The following is a 19,211-nucleotide window of genomic DNA, read 5'->3' as shown; positions in this document are numbered from 1 at the left end:
TGGTGCCTGTCAGGCGTCGCAGCGTTTATGGACGTCGCCGCGCAGGATTTCGGCCAGTTCGAGCTTGAGCGCCAGGGCCGCGACCTTTTCGTCGTCATCCGCCGCGGTGGAAATCTGGCTTTCGCAATACTCGCGCAGTTCCTGCAGCGTCGGCTTGCGGGTGGCCTCCGGCTCGGCCGCGAAATCATAGGCCGATTCCAGCGCGATCTCGCGGTCGCCTTTCTTGGCGTCGCTTCCCTTGAACAGGCTCAGCGCCTCTTCTTCGGTGCCGAAGACATCGTGGTTGATGCCGGCGAAATCGCGGATGCTGGCGATCCGTTCATCCGAGCAATCGAGCAGGGCCGCCATCGCCTTGACCTTGCCCATCTGCTTGGTCGAACCGACATAGTCGTAAGGCGCGTTCTGCGACCGGATCATCACCCGGTTCATCACCGGATCGATCACGGCGATCGCATCGAGAATACCGGCGTTCTTGCCGTATTCGGTTGCCGCGATGAACAGTTCCGAGGTCACGTAAGACACCGAGTTGCGGGTCTTGCCGCCGCGAAGCTTCTGCGTGTCGACGCAGAAACGGGTGACTTCCCACAGCTGGGCGCTGCGCAGCGGCGGTTCACCGTCGAGAATGTCATAGAAGACATCCGCCAGCATGTGCGGGCCGGTCGTCTGCAGAAGGCGCAGGCATCCGACGACATCCCCTTCGTCGTCAAGCGCGATCAGGTAGGTGGGAGACAGGGCATCGAATTCGTCGATTTCCTTGCCGTCGGTGATGACGACATCCCAGCCCAGGCGATCATGGAAGACCCGTGCGCGCAGGGCATACATTTCATCCAGGATTTCCTTGAATAAGTGGCGGTTCAAGGCGTCTACGGTCAAAATCATGGCTTTCCCCTATTATTGCCGATTTGAACTCAGTTTGAGCAAAATTGGACAATACTACTATTAGGGGATTCCCGTAGCCGTGTAGAATGTTGTAAATTGGGCGCTTTTCGCTCAACTGGGGTGGATCAGACCCAGGCTGATCGCGCGCCCAACCGCCTGTGCGGTTGTAAGCGCACCCAATTTTTCGCGCCCGGACCGGATGTGAACTTCAACCGTTCGATGAGAAATCGACAGGATATCGCCGATGTCCTGCTGCGATTTCCCGGCGGCGACCCATTGCATGATTTCCAGTTCCCGGTTGGAAAGGGTCGGGCGCGCCAGCGCCTTGGGCAGAATATCGGAGTTAAGCACATTGTCATGCAGGTGCACGGCGGCCATCTGCAGGTCGCCGATCACGGTGGGCAGGAATTTCTTCCATTCCTCGGCGGAGCATTCGTGGGCGACGCTCAACAGGCCGAAATCCCCGTAGGGGCCGCGAATGGGAATGCTCAGCCCGCGATCGGAAATGCCGAAATCATGGGCGTCGGAAAAGACCAGTTTGAACTTTTCATGTTCCCGCAGCCGTTGCCAATCGACCGGGGCAACACTGAGCGCCGCCGCCTGCAGCGTCGGATCGAACCGCTGCATGCCCTTGGTGGCGTAATGGATTTCCCATTCGTCAGGGTATGTTGTGAAGCCGTGAATATCGCCCGTCACCAGGCTCGTCGTTGCATAAGATGCATGACTGAAGCCCAGCGTCTCGCCCAAGCTCACCAGAAATTCGTCGTATTTCTCGTTGCCCTGAAAGCTGGTTAGATCAATGAGCGCCATCTTTTGCCTTCCGCCTCGTAGCCGGTTTGCCGCGATATGTCGGTACTTTGAGCGTACATAGCAACGGCTCAGCGAGCGGAACTACTTGACCGGTCTAGAATTTGAACAGTTTCGGCCAGAATAGTGCAATGCTCTCGGAAAAGGGACAAGATGAAATTTGATTTCCTGTTGTCGGAGGCAAATTTCGCAACCATCGGGCGTAAAAAAGCCGCGCAAAATCTTTGCGCGGCTTCGTAATGTATAGATTCGGAGCTCTTACTCTTCCGATTCTTCTTCCGCTTCGCCAGCCGGGGCTTCTTCCAGCTCTTCGTCCGATGCGGCGGCACCGATATCGTCGAACAGTTCGGCGATTTCGAATTCTGCTTCCGCTTCGGCTTCGGCGGCCAGTTCCTGGATCGACTTGCCCGAGGCTTGCAGTTCGGCTTCTTCTTCCGAACGGGCGACGTTCAGTTCGATCTGAACCTGAACTTCGGGGTGCAGGGTCACGTCGACCTTGTGCAGACCCAGTTCCTTGATCGGGGTCGGGATGACGACCTGCTTGCGGTCGACCGAGAACCCGCCTGCGGTGGCAACGTCGGCCGCGTCACGCGGGGTGACCGAACCGTACAGGTTGCCGCCGTCGGAAGCCTGGCGAATCACGACGAACTGCTGACCGTCCAGCTTTTCGCCGAGCGCTTCGGCTTCTTTCTTGGTTTCCAGGTTGCGGGCTTCCAGCTGCGCTTTGTCGGCTTCGAATTTGGCCTTGTTGGCCTCCGAAGCGGTCAGGGCTTTGCCCTGGGGCAGCAGGAAGTTGCGGGCGTAACCCGATTTGACGTCGACGACGTCGCCCATCTGGCCCAGCTTGGCCACGCGTTCGAGAAGGATAACTTGCATCTGTTCGTCTCCTTACTTCACGGCGTAGGGCAGCAGGGCGAGGAAGCGGGCGCGTTTGATGGCGCGGGCCAGTTCACGCTGCTTCTTGGCCGACACTGCGGTGATGCGCGAGGGCACGATCTTGCCGCGCTCGGAAATGTAGCGCTGCAGCAGTTTGGTGTCTTTGTAGTCGATCTTCGGCGCGTTTTCACCCGAGAAGGGGCAAACTTTGCGGCGGCGGAAAAACGGTTTAGCTGCCATTGGTTAGCTTCCTTTCTTGGGGTTACTGCGGGCGGCGTTCGCGGCGTTCGCCACGATCGTCACGTTTCTGCATCTGGACCGAGGGGCCTTCTTCGTGACCGTCAACCTTGATGGTCAGAACGCGCATCACGTCGTCATGCAGGCGCATCAGGCGTTCCATTTCCTGAACCGCAGCCGCCGGGGCGTCGGTTTTCAGGAAGGCGTAGTGGCCCTTGCGGTTCTTGTTGATCTTGTAGGCCATCGTCTTGACGCCCCAGTACTCGCTGTCAACGACTTTGCCGCCGTTGTCCGCCAGAACGGTGCCGAAATGTTCGATAAGGCCTTCAGCTTGCGCGTTGGACAGGTCCTGGCGCGAGATGAATACATGCTCGTAAAGCGGCATGTGCACTCCTGTTCATTTTCAGGCGCATTTCATAGGAGGGCTAATCCTTCCGCGACCCATCCACGAGAGACTGCGCGGTTCAACATATAAATGCGGAAGGATGCGGGCGTATACGACGCATCGGGGCCGGTTGCAACCCAAAGAACGGGATTTGCCCGGGGGATCTGGCCCGGCGGTTTGTTCCGGTGTTTGGCCCCGGCGCGGGCGGTGACGCGACTTTGCCGCATTTTCGCCCAGAAGCCAAGGTTAACTGCCGGTTGCAACAGCAGGAGGATGGCATGGATCAGAGCGAAATGAAGCCGGGCAGGGGCGGGGCGCGGGGTTCCATGGTTGGAGCCGGGCGTCTGGCGGGTAATGCGCTGACGGTCTGCGGCGCGGTTCTGGGCCTGTCCCCCGTCGGGTTTTGGCTGCAGCCGGAAAACCTGGCCGAGCCGGGCGCGGTCGCCATCCGGGTCGCGCTGACCTGCGTGGTGGGCGGTATCGGTTTCTGCCTGTTCCGCCTCGGCCGGTCGGGCGGCGATGACCGACGACCCGCCGTTGCAAAGCCCCAGCCGCAGCCCGCCGCCGGCGGGCGCGTGGCCGGGCGGGAAGCGGCGCCCGCGGTCTGACCCCGGCACCGGGGCGCCCCGGCGGCATGGCCTTTCTCTTGTGATCGGCGGCGGGGGCGATTACATCACGTCAAACACAAACGTGATGAGGGGCATCATGACAAAAGCATTCGTTTTCCCCGGCCAGGGGGCGCAGACCATCGGCATGGGCAAGGCACTGGCCGATGCCTATCCGGCGGCGAAAGCCGTGTTCGACGAGGTCGACAACGCCCTGGGCGAAAAGCTCAGCACGCTGATCTGGGAAGGTGAGCAGGATCAACTGACCCTGACTCAGAACGCCCAGCCCGCGCTGATGGCGACCTCGCTGGCGGCGCTGCGGGCGCTGGAATCCGAAGGCGTGGTGCTGGCCGAACAGGCGGCTTATGTCGCGGGGCATTCGCTGGGCGAATATTCGGCGCTGGCGGCGGCCGGCGCGCTGAGCATTTCCGACGCCGCGCGGCTGCTGCGCACCCGCGGCAAGGCGATGCAGGACGCGGTTCCGGTCGGCGAAGGTGCGATGGCCGCGCTGCTGGGGCTGGATTTCGCAGCCGCCAAGGCGGTAGCCGAGGAAGCGGCGATGGGCGAGGTGTGCCAGGCCGCCAATGACAACGATCCCGGCCAGGTGGTGGTGTCGGGTCACAAGGACGCGGTCGAACGCGCCGTCGAACTGGCCAAGGAAAAAGGCGCCAAGCGCGCCGTGCTGCTGCCGGTCAGCGCCCCGTTCCATTGCGCCCTGATGGAACCAGCGGCCCGGGTGATGGCCGAGGCGCTGGACGATGTCGAAATCCTGCGCCCCGTGGTGCCGGTCGTCGCCAATGTGGTGGCCGAGGCGGTCAGCGATCCGGCGACGATCCGGTCGCTGCTGGTCGATCAGGTCACCGGGTCGGTGCGCTGGCGCGAAAGCGTGATGTGGATGGCGCAACACGGCGTGACCGAGGTCTGGGAAATCGGCGCGGGCAAGGCGCTGTCCGGGATGATCCGCCGGATCGAGAAATCGATCGCCTGCACCGCCGTGGGCACGCCCGAGGATGTCACCAAAGCCCTGGCCAGCCTGGGCTGAGCCGGAACCGAAATTTCCGGCCCGGCGCTCTGCGGCGGGCCGATGCGATAAAGAGGAAGAACCGAAATGTTTGATCTGACCGGAAAATGCGCCCTGGTGACCGGGGCGTCGGGCGGCATCGGCGGCGCCATCGCCAAGGCGCTGCACGCGGCGGGCGCCACCGTGGGGCTGAGCGGCACGCGGGTGGAACCGCTGGAAGCGCTGGCGGCCGAGCTGGGCGAACGCGCCCATGTTCTGCCCTGTAACCTGAGCGATGCCGCAGCCGTCGACGCGCTGCCCAAGCAGGCGATCGAGGCGATGGGCGCGGTGGACATCCTGGTCAACAACGCGGGCATCACCCGCGACCAGATCTTCATGCGGATGTCGGACGACGAATGGCAGTCGGTGATCGACGTGAACCTGACCTCGGCGATGCGTCTGTGCCGCGGCGTGATGCGCCCGATGATGAAATCCCGCTGGGGCCGGATCATCAATATCAGCTCGATCGTGGGGGCCACCGGCAACCCCGGCCAGGTCAACTATGCCGCCGCCAAGGCGGGCATGGTCGGCATGACCAAATCGATCGCCTATGAGGTCGCCAGCCGCGGAATCACCGCCAACGCCGTCGCGCCGGGCTTCATCGCCACCGCGATGACCGACAAGCTGACCGACGATCAGAAGGAAAAGATCAACGCGCAGATTCCCGCCGCCCGCATGGGGACGCCGGAAGAAATCGCCGCGGCTGTTCTGTACCTGGCAAGCCCCGAGGCGGGTTATGTCACCGGCACCACGCTGCATGTGAACGGCGGCATGGCGATGCTGTAAGCTGGCAGCACCTCTCGGGAACCGGTTTCGCACGGGGGTATAAAAAAATCCGCGCAATCCCGGTGGGTGGGTGCGAAAGCGTTTGCGTGGGCCGCACCATGTGCTATAGGCCACGCAGATTTTTCCGGGGGCGGGCGCGCCAGCCCACGGAATGTCCCGTGTTCACGCGGGAAAGGAGCCGCCCGCTTGTTGGGCACAAATCAAGCCTGCCCGCGGGCAAGGGCGACAATTCGGGCGAAATGCCCAAAGGATGAGGACATAAAATGAGCGATATCGCAGACCGCGTCAAAAAGATCGTTGTTGAGCACCTGGGTGTGGAAGAAGACAAAGTCGCCGAGAACGCGTCGTTCATCGACGACCTGGGCGCGGACAGCCTGGACACCGTTGAGCTGGTCATGGCGTTCGAAGAAGAATTCGGCATCGAGATCCCCGATGACGCCGCTGAAACCATTCAGACCTTCGGCGACGCGGTGAAATTCATCAGCCAAGCTTCGTGATCGCTTAACATCACGCATTTTCAAGGGCCCTCGCCGAAAGGCGGGGGCTTTTCTTTTATGAAATGATTTCTATATCCGCTGCGGGGCCGGGTCGGGCGGTTTTGCCACCCCGGTCAGGCCGTTACCAAGCCGTTTTCCGCTGGCGGTGACCGGTCGGCAACGCCTATAAGCCCCGCCATCCACTTGCGCCACTGGCGTGATCCAAGCTATTGAGAACCTCGAACCGTCGAGGCAGAGGAGAGCAGAATATGCGTCGAGTTGTTGTAACCGGACTGGGCATGGTGACCCCGCTGGCATGCGGTGTCGAAGAAACCTGGTCGCGGCTTCTGGACGGGAAATCGGGCGCCGGCACGATCCAGCGTTTCGATGCCAGCCACCTGGCGACCGACTATGCCTGCGAAGTGCCCCTGGGCGACGGTAGCGACGGCACCTTCAACCCCGACGACTGGATGCTGCCGAAAGAGCGCCGCAAGGTCGACGATTTCATCCTCTACGGTATCGCCGCCGCCACCCAGGCGGTGGAAGATTCCGGCTGGAAGCCGGAAGACACCGAAAGCCTGGAACGCACCGGCGTTCTGATCGGGTCGGGCATCGGCGGGCTGCAATCGATTGCCGAAACCGCAGTGACGATCAAGGAAAAGGGTGTGCGCCGGGTGTCGCCCTTCTTCATCCCCGGTGCGCTGATCAACCTGATTTCCGGTCAGGTCAGCATCAAATACGGCTTCAAGGGTCCGAACCACGCAGTCGTGACCGCCTGTTCGACCGGCGCCCACGCCATCGGCGATGCGGCGCGGCTGATCAAATACGGTGACGCCGAAGTGATGGTCGCGGGCGGCGCCGAGGCGGCGATCTGCGAAATCGGCATCGCGGGCTTCAACGCCTGCAAGGCGCTGTCGACCAAGCGCAAGGACGACCCGCAGGCGGCCAGCCGTCCATATGACAACGACCGCGACGGTTTCGTCATGGGCGAAGGAGCCGGTGTCGTGGTTCTGGAAGAATACGAACACGCCAAGGCGCGCGGCGCCAAGATCTATGCCGAAGTCCTGGGCTATGGTCTGTCGGGCGACGCCTATCACATCACCGCCCCGTCGGAAGACGGCGAAGGCGGCGAGCGGGCGATGCGCGCGGCGCTGAAGAATGCCGGGCTCGAGGCGTCGGCGATCGATTACATCAACGCGCATGGCACCTCGACCATGGCCGACACGATCGAGCTGGGCGCGGTGGAGCGTCTGCTGGGCGATGCGGCGTCGAAGGCGACCATGTCCTCGACCAAATCGGCGACCGGGCACCTGTTGGGCGCGGCCGGCGCGATCGAGGCGATCTTCTCGATCCTGGCGATCCGCGATCAGGTGGCGCCGCCGACCATCAACTTGGACAATCCGGCGGTGGAAAGCCCGATCGACCTGGCCCCGAACGTCAAGCGCGAACGTGAAATCAACGTGGCGCTGTCCAACAGCTTCGGCTTTGGCGGCACCAATGCCAGCGTCTTGTTCGGAAAGGTCGGCTGATGTGGCGGGCAATCGCCTCTAACGCGCTGACCCTGCTGATCGTTTTCCTGTTCCTCGGCGGTGGCTTGATCCTCTGGGGCAAGCGCAGCTATGAAACGACCGGGCCGCTGCAGGAAGCGATCTGCGTGCGGGTCGAGCCGGGGTCGAACATGACCAAGATCAGCCGCAAGCTGGAAGCGGACGGCGCGATTTCCAACGGCACGATCTTCCGTCTGGGTGCGGATTATTCCGACAAGTCCGACCAGCTGAAGGCGGGCAGCTTCCTGGTGCCCGAGGGCGCGTCGATGCAGGACATCGTCGACATCCTGACCCGCGGCGGCGCCAGCACCTGCGGCACCGAAATCGTGTACCGGATCGGCGTCACCAGCAGCGAATTCGTGCTGCGCGAACTGGACCCGGGAACCAACCGTTACGTCGAACAGGCGGCCTATGATCCCACCGGCGACGAGGTGCCGGAAGCATTCGCCGAGCCGTTGTCGCAGGGCGATACCCGCCACCGCATCGCCTTTGCCGAAGGCGTGACAAGCTGGCAGGTTGTCGAGGGGCTGAAACATGTGTCGGTGCTGACTGGCGACATCGTCGAACTGCCCGCCGAGGGCACGCTGGCACCGCACAGCTACGAGGTGCGTTCGGGCGACACCCGTGCGTCGGTGATCGGCCGGATGACCGAGGAGCAGACGGCGATCCTGGACGAAGCGTGGAAGAACCGCGTCGACGGCTTGCCGATCGCCAGCAAGGAAGAGGCGCTGATCCTGGCATCGCTCATCGAGAAGGAAACCGGGGTGCCGGAAGAACGCCGCCAGGTGGCGAGCGTCTTCGTCAACCGCCTGAACCAGGGGATGCGGCTGCAGACCGACCCGGCGGTGATCTATGGCATCACCAAGGGGCAGGGCGTTCTGGGCCGTGGGCTGCGGCAAAGCGAGCTGCGCGGGGAAACCCCGTGGAACACCTATCTCATCCCCGGGCTGCCGCCGACGCCGATCGCCAATCCGGGCCGCGCCAGCATCGAGGCGGCACTGGACCCGGCGGACACCAAATACGTGTTCTTCGTGGCGGACGGATCGGGCGGCCATGCCTTTGCCGAAACCCTGGCCGAGCATAACGCCAACGTCGCCAAGTGGCGGCGGATCGAGGCGGAAAAGGCCAATCAGTGATATGAAACACCCGCTTCGGCGGGTGTTTTTTTATTTGGGGCTTCGGGCTGGACACACCTGCAGTTGTGTGGCAATCCCCCGGGCCATGAAAACCTTGATGCAGAACATCGGCGCGCGGCGTCACATCCGAATTACGGTCCCGGCCTGACAGTCCGGGCCGGGTGGTCGATTTCTGAACGTCTGATGAGCGCGAAGCGCCGAACAAGGTTATTTCAATGTCTCTTACATCTCCTACGCTGCACATGCTGTGCGGGAAAATCGCTGCTGGAAAATCCACTTTGTCGTCCAGGCTGGAAGGCCAGGACGGAACCGTCCTGATCGCCGAGGACGATTGGCTGAACGCCCTTTTTGCCGAAGAAATGGCGACTGCGGCGGATTACGTGCGCTATGCCGCGAAACTGCGCCAGGCCATGGGGCCGCATGTGGCGGCGCTGCTGAATGCGGGGGTATCGGTTGTTTTGGACTTCCCCGCCAACACGGTCGAAAACCGCGCCTGGATGCGCGGTATCTTGCAGGCGACAGGCGCGGCCCACCAGCTGCATGTGCTGGATGTGCCCGATGAGGTCTGCCTGGCGCGGCTGCGGGCGCGCAACGCGCAGGGCGATCATCCCTTCGCGGCCACCGAGGCGCAGTTCCGGCAGTTTTCCAAGCACTACGTCGCGCCGTCGCCGGAGGAGGGGTTTGATGTGGTGGTGCATGGCGTTGAAGGGTGAGGGGCGCTTAGATAGCGGAGCTGACAATCGCTCAGCATAATGCGTCCCGCCCGAAACAGCGGCGCTTTGCGCCGCTGGGCAGCGCCCGACCGCCCCCCGGGCGGGCGCTTCGGTGAGGGTTGCGCGATACTGAAAGGTAGGAAGGTGCGGATTGATAAAGTGGCAGCCTCACAGGTTTGGACGCCCACCCGCGGCCGGGCGATGCCCGCTATTCTTTCGATGTCAGAATAAAGAAAAGCCCGCCAGATGGCGGGCTTTCCATACTTCGTCGTAGGGCGGGCGATCAGCCGGTCCCTTATTCGTTCCACGCCTTGTCTTCGCCGCCCAGGCCGCCGATCTGCACGCGGGTGGGCAGGCCGATCCGGTCGAGGATGGTGAAGAAGGGCTTGGGATCGAGTTCCTCGACATTCTTCATCGTATGGGCGTCCCATTCGCCGCTGGCGACCAGCATGGCCGCCGCAACCGGCGGCACGCCTGCGGTGTAGGAAATGCCCTGAGAACCGACCTCGTTATAAGCGTCCTTGTGGTCGGCGACGTTGTAGACGAAGACCTCGAAGTCCTGACCGTCCTTCACGCCCTTGACCAGATCGCCGATGCAGGTCTTGCCGGTATAGTTCGGCGCCAGCGAGGCGGGGTCGGGCAGCACGGCCTTGACCACTTTCAGCGGCACCACTTCCAGACCTTCGGCGGTTTTCACCGGCTGTTCGGACAGCAGGCCGAGGTTCTTCAGCACGGTGAAGACGTTGATGTAGTGATCGCCGAAGCCCATCCAGAACCGCACGTCGGCCTGCGGGTAGTTGGTGGCGAGGCTGTGCACTTCGTCATGGCCCGACTGATAGGCCTGCGAGGGGCCGACCACCGGCAGGTCCCAGGTGCGGCCGCTTTCGAACATCGACAGTTCCTTCCATTTCTGGTCTTCCCAGTAATAGACGGTGCCGGTGAATTCGCGGAAGTTGATTTCGGGGTCGAAATTGGTGGCGAAGTATTTGCCGTGGTTGCCCGCGTTGATGTCGACGATGTCGATCGATTTCACCTCGTCCATCATGTCGATGGCGAAACGGGCATAGGCGTTGACCACGCCCGGGTCGAAGCCCGCGCCGAGGATGGCGGTGACGCCCTTTTCCGCGCAGAGATCGCGTTTTTTCCATTCGTAATTGGCGTACCAGGGCGGGGTTTCGCAGATCTTCGTCGGGTCTTCGTGGATCGCCGTGTCGATATAGGCGGCGCCGGTTTCGATACAGGCGTCGAGCACGGTCATGTTGACGAAGGCGGTGCCCACGTTGATGACGATCTGCACGCCGGTTTCCCGGATCAGGGCGGCCACTGCGGCGCTGTCCATCGCATCGACCGCATGCGCCTGAAGAACGCCCTCTTGTTTCATTGCGCCCTTTTCGCGGACGGACTCAAGGATCGCTTCGCATTTGCCAAGCGTCCGGCTGGCGATATGGATATCGCCAAGCACATCGTTGTTCTGCGCGCATTTATGCGCCACGACCTGAGCGACGCCACCGGCGCCGATGATGAGAACGTTCTTTTTCAACTGAGGAGACCCCCTTTGGTATTCGGGTGGTGAATTTTGCGGGCCCGTCAGCCGAGCGCCGCGACGAAATCTTGGTAACCGAAGTCACGCACCAGCGTGACCGTGCCGTCCAAATCGCGAACGGCGATGCCGGGCATCTTCACGCCATTGAACCAGTTCTTTTTAACCATTGTGTAACCGGCGGCGTCCTGAATCGAGATACGGTCGCCGATTTCCAGCGGTTTGTCGAATCTGGCCTCGCCGAAGATGTCGCCGGCAAGGCAGGTCTTGCCCGCGATCTGGTATTCGTGGGTACCGTTTTGCGGCAGTTTCGCGGTTTCGCGGTAGATCAGCAGGTCGAGCATATGCGCCTCGATCGAGCTGTCGACGATGGCGACCTTCTTGCCGGTGTCGAGGATGTCGAGAACCGAAACTTCCAGCGTCGCCGATTTGGTGATCGAGGCCTCGCCGGGTTCGAGATAGACCTGCACGCCCATCGCGTCGCTGAAGGCTTTCAGCCGGTCGGCGAGCTTTTCCAGCGGGTAGCCTTCGCCGGTGAAATGGATACCGCCGCCGAGCGACACCCAGTCGAGCCTTTTCAGGAAGGCGCCGAATTCACCTTCGATGCGGGTGAGTTGCTGCGAGAAGAGGTCGAAATCGTCGTTTTCGCAATTGTAGTGGATCATCACGCCGTTGATGCGGTTTTCGGCCTGTTCCAGCCGCGCCATGTCCCATTCGCCCAGGCGCGAAAACGGCCGCGCCGGATCGGCCAGGTCGAAGCCCGAGGTGGAAAAGCGCGGGTTCAGCCGCAGCCCGGTGGCCAGCCCCTTGGTGCGGTCGCCGAACCGGTCGAGCTGCCCCAGCGAGTTGAAGATGATCTTGTCGGCGTAGGACACCGCTTCGTCGATTTCGTGATCGGCCCAGCCGACCGAATAGGCATGGGTTTCCTTGCCGAATTTTTCACGCCCCAGCCGCAGCTCATAGAGCGAGGAGGAGGTGGTGCCGTCCATGTATTGCGACATGAAGTCGAAGACCGGCCAGGTCGAGAAGCATTTCAGCGCCAACAGCGCCTTGGCGCCGGAATTTTCCCGCAGCCAGGCGATTTTTTCCATGTTCGGCTGCAGCCGGGATTTGTCGATCAGATAGTAGGGAGTCTGGAGCATCTGGCGGCGGTCCTTGTTCAGAAGCGACACTCGGATTCGAATGGGGGACCACTTAGCGGCGGATCGCCGGGAGGGCAAAGGGTTTCTTGTACCGGGGGGCGTTTTATCGCGGCGGGGGAAAGGGGGCTGTCTGCCCCCTCTGCCTGCGGCATTCACCCCCGAGGATATTTCCGAACAGAAGAAGCGGGCGGTGGGTTAAGGCTTTGGCCGTTTGTGCCGGGCTAGGGTGTGTCCCGCTGGAAGGCGCGAATTGGAACGCGCCGGTCGTGCGGCGGCAACGCATGAGGCAGAGCGAGCAGAGATGACAGTGATCAGACCGGACAAGGACGCCTTTCCGCTGGCCGAAAGGTTGGTGGAGATCGAGGAGGTCTTTCTGGACCTGAAGGCAGAGGTGAAGCGGCTTCAGACCCGGATCCGTGACGGCGAGCTGGGGGCCATCAAGGATGGCGCGCGGCTGAGCGCGGATATCCGGGGCTGGTTGAAGATCGCCTATGAGATGGAGGCCACGTTCCATGACAGAAAACGCAAGCAAGCCGGAATCGAGCGGAGCTATGCCGTCGACTTCGACCAGGCAAGGGATCAGATCCGGTGCCGGCTGGATCGCCTCCGCCGATGCTGCCACGAGGGCGGCGTTCCTGAACGGGCTGAGTGAGGGGGAGCTTTTGGCGCTGCCTTACCTGTTCGAGTTCTGGGCGCTCGATCACCAGCTGCCGCCGGAGGGCGATTGGCGCAATTTGGTGATCATGGGCGGGCGCGGCGCGGGCAAGACGCGGGCGGGCGCCGAATGGGTGCGGTCGATGGTCGAAGGGGCGCGGCCGGGCGATCCGGGGCGGGCCAAGCGGGTGGCGATCGTCGGCGAGACGATCGACCAGGCGCGCGAGGTGATGGTGTTCGGTGAAAGCGGCATCCTGGCCTGTTCGCCGCCTGACCGGCGGCCCGACTGGGTGGCCGGGCGCAGGATGCTGAGCTGGCCCAACGGGGCCACGGCGCAGATTTTTTCGGCGCATGACCCGGAGAGTTTGAGAGGTCCGCAATTCGATGCAGCCTGGGTCGATGAGCTGGCGAAATGGCCCAAGGCGCAGGAGACCTGGGACATGCTGCAATTCGGGCTGCGGCTGGGCGAAAATCCGCGGGTTTGCGTCACCACCACGCCGCGCAACGTGGCGGTTTTGAAGAACCTGCTGAAGCAGGGATCGACAGTGGTGACCCATGCGCCGACCGAGGCGAACCGGGCGCATCTGGCCGAGAGTTTCCTTGAAGAAGTGCAGGCGCGCTATGCCGGCACAAGGCTGGGGCGGCAGGAACTCGACGGCGTGCTGCTGGAAGACAGCGAGGGGGCGATGTGGACATCGGCGATGATCGAGGCGCAGCGGGTCGATACTTTGCCCGATCTGGACCGGATCGTGGTGGCGGTGGACCCGCCGGTGACCGGGCATGCGGGATCGGACGAATGCGGCATCGTGGTGGTCGGCGCGGTGACACAGGGGCCGGTGCAGGACTGGCGCGCCTATGTGTTGGAAGATGCCAGCCTGGGGGCGTCGGGGCCCACGCAATGGGCGCGGGCGGCGATTTCGATGATGGAGAAATGGGGGGCGGACCGATTGGTGGCCGAGGTCAACCAGGGCGGTGACCTGGTCGAGGCGGTGATCCGGCAGGTCGACCCGATGGTGCCGTTGACCAAGGTCCATGCCTCGCGCGGCAAGGCGGCGCGGGCGGAGCCGGCGGCGGCCTTGTACGAACAGGGGCGAGTGTTTCATGCCCGTGACCTGGGCGCGCTGGAAGACCAGATGTGCGCGATGACGGCGCAGGGGTTCGAGGGCAAGGGCAGCCCCGACCGGGTCGATGCGCTGGTCTGGGCGCTGCACGACCTGATCCTGGGGCCGAGCGCGCATTGGCGCCGTCCGGCGCTGCGTTCGCTGTGATCCGGGATTGTTAAGGTTTTAGCAGCATTGTTCAAAAACAAGGCCGGGGCGACCTGGCGGCAGGGATTTGCACGGGACGAGGAGCGGTAGGGGAATGGCATTTCAATTCTTCCGGGGCGGCGACAAGGGTAAGGCACCCGAAACCAAGGCCAGCGCGGCGGGCCGGGTGATCGCGGTGCAAGGCGCGGGGCGCGTGGCCTGGAGCCCGCGTGACAGTGCTTCGCTGACCCGCACCGGGTTCACCGGCAATCCGGTCGGGTTTCGCTGCGTGAAGATGATCGCCGAGGCGGCGGCGTCCTTGCCGCTGGTGTTGCAGGACCGTATGCAGCGCTATGACCTGCACCCGATGCTGCAGCTGATCGACCATCCCAACCCGGTGCAGGGCAAGGCGGAGCTGTTCGAGGCGCTTTATGCGCAGCTGCTTCTGACCGGCAACGCCTATGTCGAGGCGGTGGGCGGCGAAAGCGCGGTGCCGGCCGAATTGCATGTGCTGCGGTCGGACCGGATGAACCTGGTGCCGGGGGTGGATGGCTGGCCCATCGCTTACGATTACGTGGTGAACGGGCGCAAGCACCGGTTCGACATGCGGGGCGAGGCCGCGCCGGTGTGCCATATCCGGGCGTTCCATCCGCAGGACGATCATTACGGGTTTTCGCCGCTTCAGGCGGCGGCGCAGGCGGTGGATGTGCATAACAGCGCATCGCGCTGGTCCAAGGCGCTGCTGGACAATGCGGCGCGGCCTTCGGGGGCGATCGTTTATTCCGGCGGCGAGGGTCAGGGCAGCCTGAGCGCGGATCAGTATGACCGGCTGGTGTCGGAGATGGAAAGCTATCATCAGGGCGCGCGCAATGCCGGGCGGCCGATGCTGCTGGAAGGGGGGCTGGACTGGAAACCGATGGGATTTTCACCCTCGGACATGGAATTCCAGCAGACCAAGGAAAGCGCCGCGCGCGAGATCGCGCTGGCCTTCGGGGTGCCGCCGATGCTGATGGGGATCCCGGGCGACGCGACCTATGCCAATTACCAGGAGGCCAACCGGGCATTTTACCGCCTGACGGTGCTGCCGCTGGTGACCAAGGTGACGGCGCGGGTGGCGGAATGGCTGTCGCGCCACGCGGGCGAGGCGCTGGACCTGCGGCCGGACCTGGACCAGGTGCCGGCGCTGGCGGCGGAGCGCGATGCGCAGTGGCGGCGGATCAGCGAGGCGGCGTTCCTGAGCGATGCCGAGAAACGCGCGTTGCTGGGGCTGCCGCCGATGGGCGGAGACGGGGATGCGTGATGATCGGCCCGGGTTCGAGGCGTTCGATTGCGCCCCGGCGCTGCGGCTGGAGGCGCATGAGAGGGTGAGCAAGCTGCAGGTCGACGGGCTGAACCGGCGGCTGGAGAAGCTGGAACAGGAAATGGAGCGGCTGGAGAAACGGTTGTGGCTGACCGTTTACGGAGTGGTGGGGCTGGTGCTGGCCCAGGCCTTTCAGTCGCTGCTGCAGTTGCAATGAGGGGATGCCGGATGGAAAGTGGTCTTGAGCATAAATTTGCACGCTTCGACAGTGACTTGAGCGTCACGGATGATGTTTTGATCGAGGGCTATGCGAGCTATTTCGGGCGGGTCGATCAGGGCGGCGACGTGGTGCAACAGGGCGCCTATGCGGCGTCTTTGGCGGCGCTGAAACGCGACGGCCGTGCGGTCAAGATGCTGTGGCAGCACGATCCGGCGCAGCCGATCGGCGTCTGGGACGAGGTGCGCGAGGACGGCAAGGGGCTGTGGGTCAAGGGCCGGTTGCTGGACAGTATCGGCAAGGGGCGCGAGGCGGCGGCGCTGATCGCGGCGGGGGCGATTGACGGGTTGTCGATCGGCTATCGCACCAGGCGCGCGGTGAAGAACGACAAGGGCCAGCGGGTGCTGACCGAGCTGGAGCTGTGGGAGGTGTCGCTGGTGACCTTTCCGATGCTGGCCAGCGCCCGGGTCGGAGCGAAATCCGGCGCGGGGGACGATGCGGAGCTGCGCGAGATAGCGGCGGTGTTGAGCGCCGCGCGTGAGGAAATGGCGCGGGGCTGACGCGCCGGGACGGACAAGAAACAGAAAGGGATGGCTATGACCGAGACGCGTTCTCGGGCCGGGGAAGATTTGTCTCCGGTCCAGGAAATGAAATCCGCCGTGACGGGTTTTCTGAGGGAGTTCAAAGGCTTTCGGGCCGATGTTCAGAAACGGTTTGAACAACAGGAAGAGCGACTGACCATGCTTGATCGTAAATCATTCACCCCGGCGCGGCCGGTTCTGTCCGCCTCGGCCGAGATCGAGGCGCCGCATCGCAAGGCGTTCAACGCTTATCTGCGCAGCGGCGACGACGACGGGCTGCGCGGGCTGGAACTGGAGGGCAAGGCGCTGTCCACCGCCGTCAACAGCGATGGCGGTTACCTGGTCGATCCCGAAACGGCGGCGAGCATCAAGAGCGTGCTGCAATCGGGCGCCTCGATCCGGCAGATCGCCAATGTGGTGTCGGTGGAATCGACGTCCTTCGACGTGCTGATCGACCATTCCGACGTCGGCCATGGCTGGGCGACCGAGGCCGGTTCGGTGTCGGAAAGCGGCACGCCGTCGATCGACCGGATCACCATTCCGCTGCATGAACTGTCGGCGCTGCCGAAGGCGAGCCAGCGTCTGCTGGACGACAGCGCCTTCGATATCGAGGGCTGGCTGGCGGGCCGTATCGCCGACAAGTTCGCCCGCGCCGAGGCGTCGGCCTTCGTCAATGGCGACGGGGTGGACAAGCCGACCGGGTTCCTGACCCACACGGTGGTCGCCGATGGCAGCTGGAGTTGGGGCAACCTGGGCTATGTCGCCACCGGCGTGGATGCCGGGTTCAACGATGCCACCGAAATCATCGACCTGGTCTATGCGCTCGGGGCGGAATACCGCGCCAACGCATCCTTCGTGATGAATTCCAAGACGGCGGGCACGGTGCGCAAACTGAAGGACAATGACGGGCGGTTCCTGTGGTCCGACGGGCTGGCCGCCGGGGAACCGGCGCGGCTGCTGGGCTATCCGGTGCTGATCGCCGAGGACATGCCGGATATCGCCAGCGGGTCGGATTCCATCGCGTTCGGCGATTTCGGCGCCGGGTATACCGTGGCCGAACGGCCCGACCTGCGCATCCTGCGCGATCCGTTCAGCGCCAAGCCGCATGTGCTGTTCTATGCCACCAAGCGGGTGGGCGGCGATGTCAGCGATTTCGCCGCGATCAAGCTGCTGCGCTTTGCCATCTCCTGAGGCGCTGTGACGACGGGACCGGCCCGCGGGCCGGTCCCTGGGCGGGGGAAGAATTTGGAGTAACTTCATGATGTTAGTCGAGGAAACCCCGGTGCCGCTGGCGGCGTTGCCGCTGGACGGGTTCAAGGCCCATCTGCGGCTGGGCAGCGGCTTTGCCGAGGACGATGTCCAGGACGCGGTGCTGGAAAGTTTCCTGCGCGCGGCGATGGCGGCGGTGGAGGCGCGCACTGGCAAGATCCTGATCGAACGCGCCTTCAGCTGGACCTTGCAGGATTGGCGCGACGCTTCGGGGCAGGTGTTACCGGTGGCCCCGGTCAGCGCGGTTTCTGCGGTGGTTCTGATCGACCGGCTGGGGGTGGAAATCGCTGTTGCGGCGGACGCTTACCGCCTGGCGCGCGATACCCACCGGCCGCAGCTTTGCCCGGTGTCGGCGTTGCTGCCCACGGTACCCACGGGCGGCACGGTGCGGATCGAGATGGTGGCGGGATACGGGGCCGCTTGGTCCGACCTGCCCGCCGACCTGGCGCAGGCGGTGCTGATGTTGGCGGCGCATTACTACGAATACCGCCACGACACCGCGCTGAGCGGCGGCTGCATGCCTTTCGGGGTGACCAGCCTGCTGGAACGCTACCGGCCGCTGCGGATTTCGGCGGGGGCGCAGCGATGAATGCGCCGCGTCTGAACCGGGCCTTGCTGCTGGAAACCCCCGCGCGGGTGGCCGACGGGGCGGGCGGCTTTGCCGAGAGCTGGACCGTGCTGGGGCAGGTCTGGGCCGAGGTGTCGCTGCGCAGCGGGCGCGAGTCCGGCGGATTTTCCACCGCGCGGTTCCGCATCGTGCTGCGCGGCGCGCCGCAGGGATCGACCATGCGGCCCCGTCCGGATCAGCGGTTTCGCGACGGCGAACGGGTGTTTCGCATCGAGGCGGTGTCGGAACGCGATGCGGAGGGGCGTTACCTGACCTGCTATGCCAATGAGGAGGTGGTCGCATGAGCTACGGCGTGACGGCGGCCCTGCAGGAAGCGGTGTATCAGCGCCTGTCGGGCGACGCGGGGGTGACCGCTTTGGTCGGTGGCATCTACGACGCGATCCCGGTGGGGGAACTGCCCGAGATTTACCTCACCCTAGGGCCGGAAACCGCGCGCGACCGGTCGGACAAGACCGGCGGCGGGGCCGAGCATGATTTCACCGTGTCGGTGATCGGCGACGCGTCGGGGTTTCTAGCGGCGAAACAGGCGGCGGCGGCGGTCAGCGATGCGCTGATCGATGCCGACATGGCGCTGAGCCGGGGGCACCTGGTCGGGCTGTGGTTCGTGAAGGCCGTGGCGGCACGCGAGACCAGCGGCGATGGCCGCCGGATCGACATGCGGTTCCGCGCCCGGGTGGAAGACAACTGATTTCAGGAACGGAGAAAGAAGATGGCGGCTCAGAACGGCAAGGATTTGTTGATCAAGGTGGACCTGACCGGCGACGGGCAGTTTGAAACCATCGCCGGATTGCGCGCGACGCGGGTCAGTTTCAACGCCGAAAGCGTCGATGTGACCAGTCTGGAAAGCGCCGGAGGCTGGCGCGAATTGCTGGCCGGTGCGGGGGTGAAATCGGCGGCGATTTCGGGGTCGGGCGTGTTCAAGGACGCGTCGAGCGACGAACGCGCGCGGCAGATCTTCTTCGACGGCGAAATGCCTGATTTCCAAGTCATCATCCCCGATTTCGGCACCATCGAAGGCCCGTTCCAGATGAGCGCGATCGAATATGCCGGCAGCCATAACGGCGAGGCGACCTATGAGTTGTCGATGGCGTCCGCCGGGGAGCTGACCTTCACGGCGGCGGTCTGA

At 63.7% G+C, this 19,211-nt stretch carries 24 protein-coding genes; 17 read left to right on the top strand and 7 right to left on the bottom strand.

Annotated features, from left to right (window positions below):
• Positions 1-9 precede the first annotated feature (9 nt).
• The 5 genes from GR167_RS02605 to rpsF all read right to left on the bottom strand — a co-directional run bounded on the left by GR167_RS02605 (position 10) and on the right by rpsF (position 3,184).
• A complete protein-coding gene (locus tag GR167_RS02605; protein ID WP_160971894.1) occupies positions 10-879 on the bottom strand; it encodes an acyl-homoserine-lactone synthase in 870 nt (289 codons plus the stop codon).
• Between the two features lie 111 nt (positions 880-990).
• The gene (locus GR167_RS02600; protein WP_160971893.1) at positions 991-1,689 is read right to left on the bottom strand and encodes a helix-turn-helix transcriptional regulator; all 699 of its coding nucleotides are present in this window, start codon (positions 1,687-1,689) and stop codon (positions 991-993) included.
• A 255-nt stretch (positions 1,690-1,944) separates the two neighbouring features.
• Positions 1,945-2,562, bottom strand: coding sequence for a 50S ribosomal protein L9 (gene rplI, locus GR167_RS02595; protein ID WP_160971892.1), 618 nt, complete (start codon positions 2,560-2,562; stop codon positions 1,945-1,947).
• 12 nt (positions 2,563-2,574) lie between these two features.
• Positions 2,575-2,802, bottom strand: coding sequence for a 30S ribosomal protein S18 (gene rpsR, locus GR167_RS02590; protein WP_009805008.1), 228 nt, complete (start codon positions 2,800-2,802; stop codon positions 2,575-2,577).
• Positions 2,803-2,824: 22 nt separating this feature from the next.
• The gene (gene rpsF / locus GR167_RS02585) at positions 2,825-3,184 is read right to left on the bottom strand and encodes a 30S ribosomal protein S6 (RefSeq protein ID WP_160971891.1); all 360 of its coding nucleotides are present in this window, start codon (positions 3,182-3,184) and stop codon (positions 2,825-2,827) included.
• Positions 3,185-3,462: 278 nt separating this feature from the next.
• Between rpsF and GR167_RS02580 the strand changes: the two genes are divergently transcribed.
• From GR167_RS02580 to GR167_RS02550, 7 genes are all read left to right on the top strand, one after another.
• Entirely contained in the window at positions 3,463-3,792 is a 330-nt protein-coding gene (locus GR167_RS02580) for a hypothetical protein (RefSeq protein ID WP_160971890.1), read from the top strand.
• A gap of 97 nt (positions 3,793-3,889) precedes the next feature.
• Positions 3,890-4,831 carry an ACP S-malonyltransferase gene (fabD, locus tag GR167_RS02575; RefSeq protein WP_160971889.1) on the top strand — a complete coding sequence of 314 codons (942 nt, stop codon included), beginning with the start codon at positions 3,890-3,892 and terminating at the stop codon, positions 4,829-4,831.
• A 66-nt stretch (positions 4,832-4,897) separates the two neighbouring features.
• Positions 4,898-5,635 carry a 3-oxoacyl-[acyl-carrier-protein] reductase gene (gene fabG, locus GR167_RS02570; RefSeq protein WP_160971888.1) on the top strand — a complete coding sequence of 246 codons (738 nt, stop codon included), beginning with the start codon at positions 4,898-4,900 and terminating at the stop codon, positions 5,633-5,635.
• Positions 5,636-5,898: 263 nt separating this feature from the next.
• Entirely contained in the window at positions 5,899-6,132 is a 234-nt protein-coding gene (locus GR167_RS02565; protein WP_160971887.1) for an acyl carrier protein, read from the top strand.
• A 248-nt stretch (positions 6,133-6,380) separates the two neighbouring features.
• The gene (gene fabF, locus GR167_RS02560) at positions 6,381-7,640 is read left to right on the top strand and encodes a beta-ketoacyl-ACP synthase II (protein ID WP_160971886.1); all 1,260 of its coding nucleotides are present in this window, start codon (positions 6,381-6,383) and stop codon (positions 7,638-7,640) included.
• A complete protein-coding gene (gene mltG / locus GR167_RS02555; RefSeq protein ID WP_160971885.1) occupies positions 7,640-8,794 on the top strand; it encodes an endolytic transglycosylase MltG in 1,155 nt (384 codons plus the stop codon). The genes fabF and mltG overlap by 1 nt, the downstream gene beginning before the upstream one ends.
• A 215-nt stretch (positions 8,795-9,009) precedes the next feature.
• Positions 9,010-9,507, top strand: coding sequence for a P-loop nucleotide/nucleoside kinase family protein (locus GR167_RS02550; protein ID WP_160971884.1), 498 nt, complete (start codon positions 9,010-9,012; stop codon positions 9,505-9,507).
• 295 nt (positions 9,508-9,802) lie between these two features.
• Here the strand turns inward: GR167_RS02550 and GR167_RS02545 are convergent, their stop codons facing one another.
• Positions 9,803-11,047, bottom strand: coding sequence for a saccharopine dehydrogenase family protein (locus GR167_RS02545; protein ID WP_160971883.1), 1,245 nt, complete (start codon positions 11,045-11,047; stop codon positions 9,803-9,805).
• Positions 11,048-11,094: 47 nt separating this feature from the next.
• Complete coding sequence (locus GR167_RS02540; protein WP_160971882.1) at positions 11,095-12,189, bottom strand: carboxynorspermidine decarboxylase; 1,095 nt, start codon at positions 12,187-12,189, stop codon at positions 11,095-11,097.
• A gap of 301 nt (positions 12,190-12,490) precedes the next feature.
• On the opposite strand from GR167_RS02540, the gene GR167_RS02535 reads away from it, so the two are divergent.
• The 10 genes from GR167_RS02535 (at position 12,491) to GR167_RS02490 (ending at position 19,211) form a co-directional block, all read left to right on the top strand.
• Positions 12,491-12,841: a hypothetical protein gene (locus tag GR167_RS02535; protein ID WP_160971881.1), complete on the top strand. Its 351-nt coding sequence runs from the start codon at positions 12,491-12,493 to the stop codon at positions 12,839-12,841.
• Positions 12,741-14,111, top strand: a complete 1,371-nt coding sequence (locus GR167_RS02530) for a DNA-packaging protein (protein ID WP_212769812.1) — start codon at positions 12,741-12,743, stop codon at positions 14,109-14,111. The genes GR167_RS02535 and GR167_RS02530 overlap by 101 nt, the downstream gene beginning before the upstream one ends.
• A gap of 94 nt (positions 14,112-14,205) precedes the next feature.
• Positions 14,206-15,390 carry a phage portal protein gene (locus GR167_RS02525; RefSeq protein ID WP_160971880.1) on the top strand — a complete coding sequence of 395 codons (1,185 nt, stop codon included), beginning with the start codon at positions 14,206-14,208 and terminating at the stop codon, positions 15,388-15,390.
• Positions 15,383-15,607, top strand: coding sequence for a GTA head formation protein, RCAP_rcc01685 family (locus GR167_RS02520; protein ID WP_160971879.1), 225 nt, complete (start codon positions 15,383-15,385; stop codon positions 15,605-15,607). Before GR167_RS02525 ends, GR167_RS02520 begins: the two co-directional genes overlap by 8 nt.
• On the top strand, positions 15,604-16,167 hold the full coding sequence (locus GR167_RS02515; RefSeq protein ID WP_160971878.1) for an HK97 family phage prohead protease: 564 nt from the start codon (positions 15,604-15,606) through the stop codon (positions 16,165-16,167). Before GR167_RS02520 ends, GR167_RS02515 begins: the two co-directional genes overlap by 4 nt.
• Positions 16,168-16,197: 30 nt before the next feature.
• Complete coding sequence (locus GR167_RS02510) at positions 16,198-17,379, top strand: phage major capsid protein (protein ID WP_160971877.1); 1,182 nt, start codon at positions 16,198-16,200, stop codon at positions 17,377-17,379.
• 67 nt (positions 17,380-17,446) lie between these two features.
• Positions 17,447-18,046, top strand: a complete 600-nt coding sequence (locus GR167_RS02505; RefSeq protein WP_160971876.1) for a head-tail connector protein — start codon at positions 17,447-17,449, stop codon at positions 18,044-18,046.
• Positions 18,043-18,369 carry a head-tail adaptor protein gene (locus tag GR167_RS02500; RefSeq protein WP_160971875.1) on the top strand — a complete coding sequence of 109 codons (327 nt, stop codon included), beginning with the start codon at positions 18,043-18,045 and terminating at the stop codon, positions 18,367-18,369. Before GR167_RS02505 ends, GR167_RS02500 begins: the two co-directional genes overlap by 4 nt.
• Complete coding sequence (locus GR167_RS02495; RefSeq protein WP_160971874.1) at positions 18,366-18,773, top strand: DUF3168 domain-containing protein; 408 nt, start codon at positions 18,366-18,368, stop codon at positions 18,771-18,773. Before GR167_RS02500 ends, GR167_RS02495 begins: the two co-directional genes overlap by 4 nt.
• A gap of 21 nt (positions 18,774-18,794) precedes the next feature.
• Positions 18,795-19,211 carry a phage major tail protein, TP901-1 family gene (locus GR167_RS02490; RefSeq protein WP_160971873.1) on the top strand — a complete coding sequence of 139 codons (417 nt, stop codon included), beginning with the start codon at positions 18,795-18,797 and terminating at the stop codon, positions 19,209-19,211.

Origin of the sequence: Thalassovita mangrovi (genome assembly GCF_009857745.1) — a bacterium.
Lineage (GTDB): Bacteria > Pseudomonadota > Alphaproteobacteria > Rhodobacterales > Rhodobacteraceae > Thalassobius > Thalassobius mangrovi.
This window is presented reverse-complemented; position numbering and strand designations above follow the sequence as displayed.

Excerpts from the sequence above, each read along its gene's own strand:
- GR167_RS02515 (WP_160971878.1), top strand. The coding sequence starts at position 15,604 with ATGAGGGGATGCCGGATGGAAAGTGGTCTTGAGCATAAATTTGCACGC.
- GR167_RS02605 (WP_160971894.1), bottom strand. The coding sequence starts at position 879 with ATGATTTTGACCGTAGACGCCTTGAACCGCCACTTATTCAAGGAAATC.
- fabF (WP_160971886.1), top strand. The coding sequence starts at position 6,381 with ATGCGTCGAGTTGTTGTAACCGGACTGGGCATGGTGACCCCGCTGGCA.
- GR167_RS02535 (WP_160971881.1), top strand. The coding sequence starts at position 12,491 with ATGACAGTGATCAGACCGGACAAGGACGCCTTTCCGCTGGCCGAAAGG.
- fabG (WP_160971888.1), top strand. The coding sequence starts at position 4,898 with ATGTTTGATCTGACCGGAAAATGCGCCCTGGTGACCGGGGCGTCGGGC.
- GR167_RS02500 (WP_160971875.1), top strand. The coding sequence starts at position 18,043 with ATGAATGCGCCGCGTCTGAACCGGGCCTTGCTGCTGGAAACCCCCGCG.
- GR167_RS02600 (WP_160971893.1), bottom strand. The coding sequence starts at position 1,689 with ATGGCGCTCATTGATCTAACCAGCTTTCAGGGCAACGAGAAATACGAC.
- GR167_RS02540 (WP_160971882.1), bottom strand. The coding sequence starts at position 12,189 with ATGCTCCAGACTCCCTACTATCTGATCGACAAATCCCGGCTGCAGCCG.
- GR167_RS02495 (WP_160971874.1), top strand. The coding sequence starts at position 18,366 with ATGAGCTACGGCGTGACGGCGGCCCTGCAGGAAGCGGTGTATCAGCGC.
- GR167_RS02525 (WP_160971880.1), top strand. The coding sequence starts at position 14,206 with ATGGCATTTCAATTCTTCCGGGGCGGCGACAAGGGTAAGGCACCCGAA.
- mltG (WP_160971885.1), top strand. The coding sequence starts at position 7,640 with ATGTGGCGGGCAATCGCCTCTAACGCGCTGACCCTGCTGATCGTTTTC.
- GR167_RS02550 (WP_160971884.1), top strand. The coding sequence starts at position 9,010 with ATGTCTCTTACATCTCCTACGCTGCACATGCTGTGCGGGAAAATCGCT.
- GR167_RS02530 (WP_212769812.1), top strand. The coding sequence starts at position 12,741 with ATGCCGTCGACTTCGACCAGGCAAGGGATCAGATCCGGTGCCGGCTGG.
- GR167_RS02490 (WP_160971873.1), top strand. The coding sequence starts at position 18,795 with ATGGCGGCTCAGAACGGCAAGGATTTGTTGATCAAGGTGGACCTGACC.
- fabD (WP_160971889.1), top strand. The coding sequence starts at position 3,890 with ATGACAAAAGCATTCGTTTTCCCCGGCCAGGGGGCGCAGACCATCGGC.
- rpsR (WP_009805008.1), bottom strand. The coding sequence starts at position 2,802 with ATGGCAGCTAAACCGTTTTTCCGCCGCCGCAAAGTTTGCCCCTTCTCG.
- GR167_RS02505 (WP_160971876.1), top strand. The coding sequence starts at position 17,447 with ATGATGTTAGTCGAGGAAACCCCGGTGCCGCTGGCGGCGTTGCCGCTG.
- GR167_RS02520 (WP_160971879.1), top strand. The coding sequence starts at position 15,383 with ATGCGTGATGATCGGCCCGGGTTCGAGGCGTTCGATTGCGCCCCGGCG.
- GR167_RS02565 (WP_160971887.1), top strand. The coding sequence starts at position 5,899 with ATGAGCGATATCGCAGACCGCGTCAAAAAGATCGTTGTTGAGCACCTG.
- rplI (WP_160971892.1), bottom strand. The coding sequence starts at position 2,562 with ATGCAAGTTATCCTTCTCGAACGCGTGGCCAAGCTGGGCCAGATGGGC.
- GR167_RS02580 (WP_160971890.1), top strand. The coding sequence starts at position 3,463 with ATGGATCAGAGCGAAATGAAGCCGGGCAGGGGCGGGGCGCGGGGTTCC.
- GR167_RS02510 (WP_160971877.1), top strand. The coding sequence starts at position 16,198 with ATGGCTATGACCGAGACGCGTTCTCGGGCCGGGGAAGATTTGTCTCCG.
- rpsF (WP_160971891.1), bottom strand. The coding sequence starts at position 3,184 with ATGCCGCTTTACGAGCATGTATTCATCTCGCGCCAGGACCTGTCCAAC.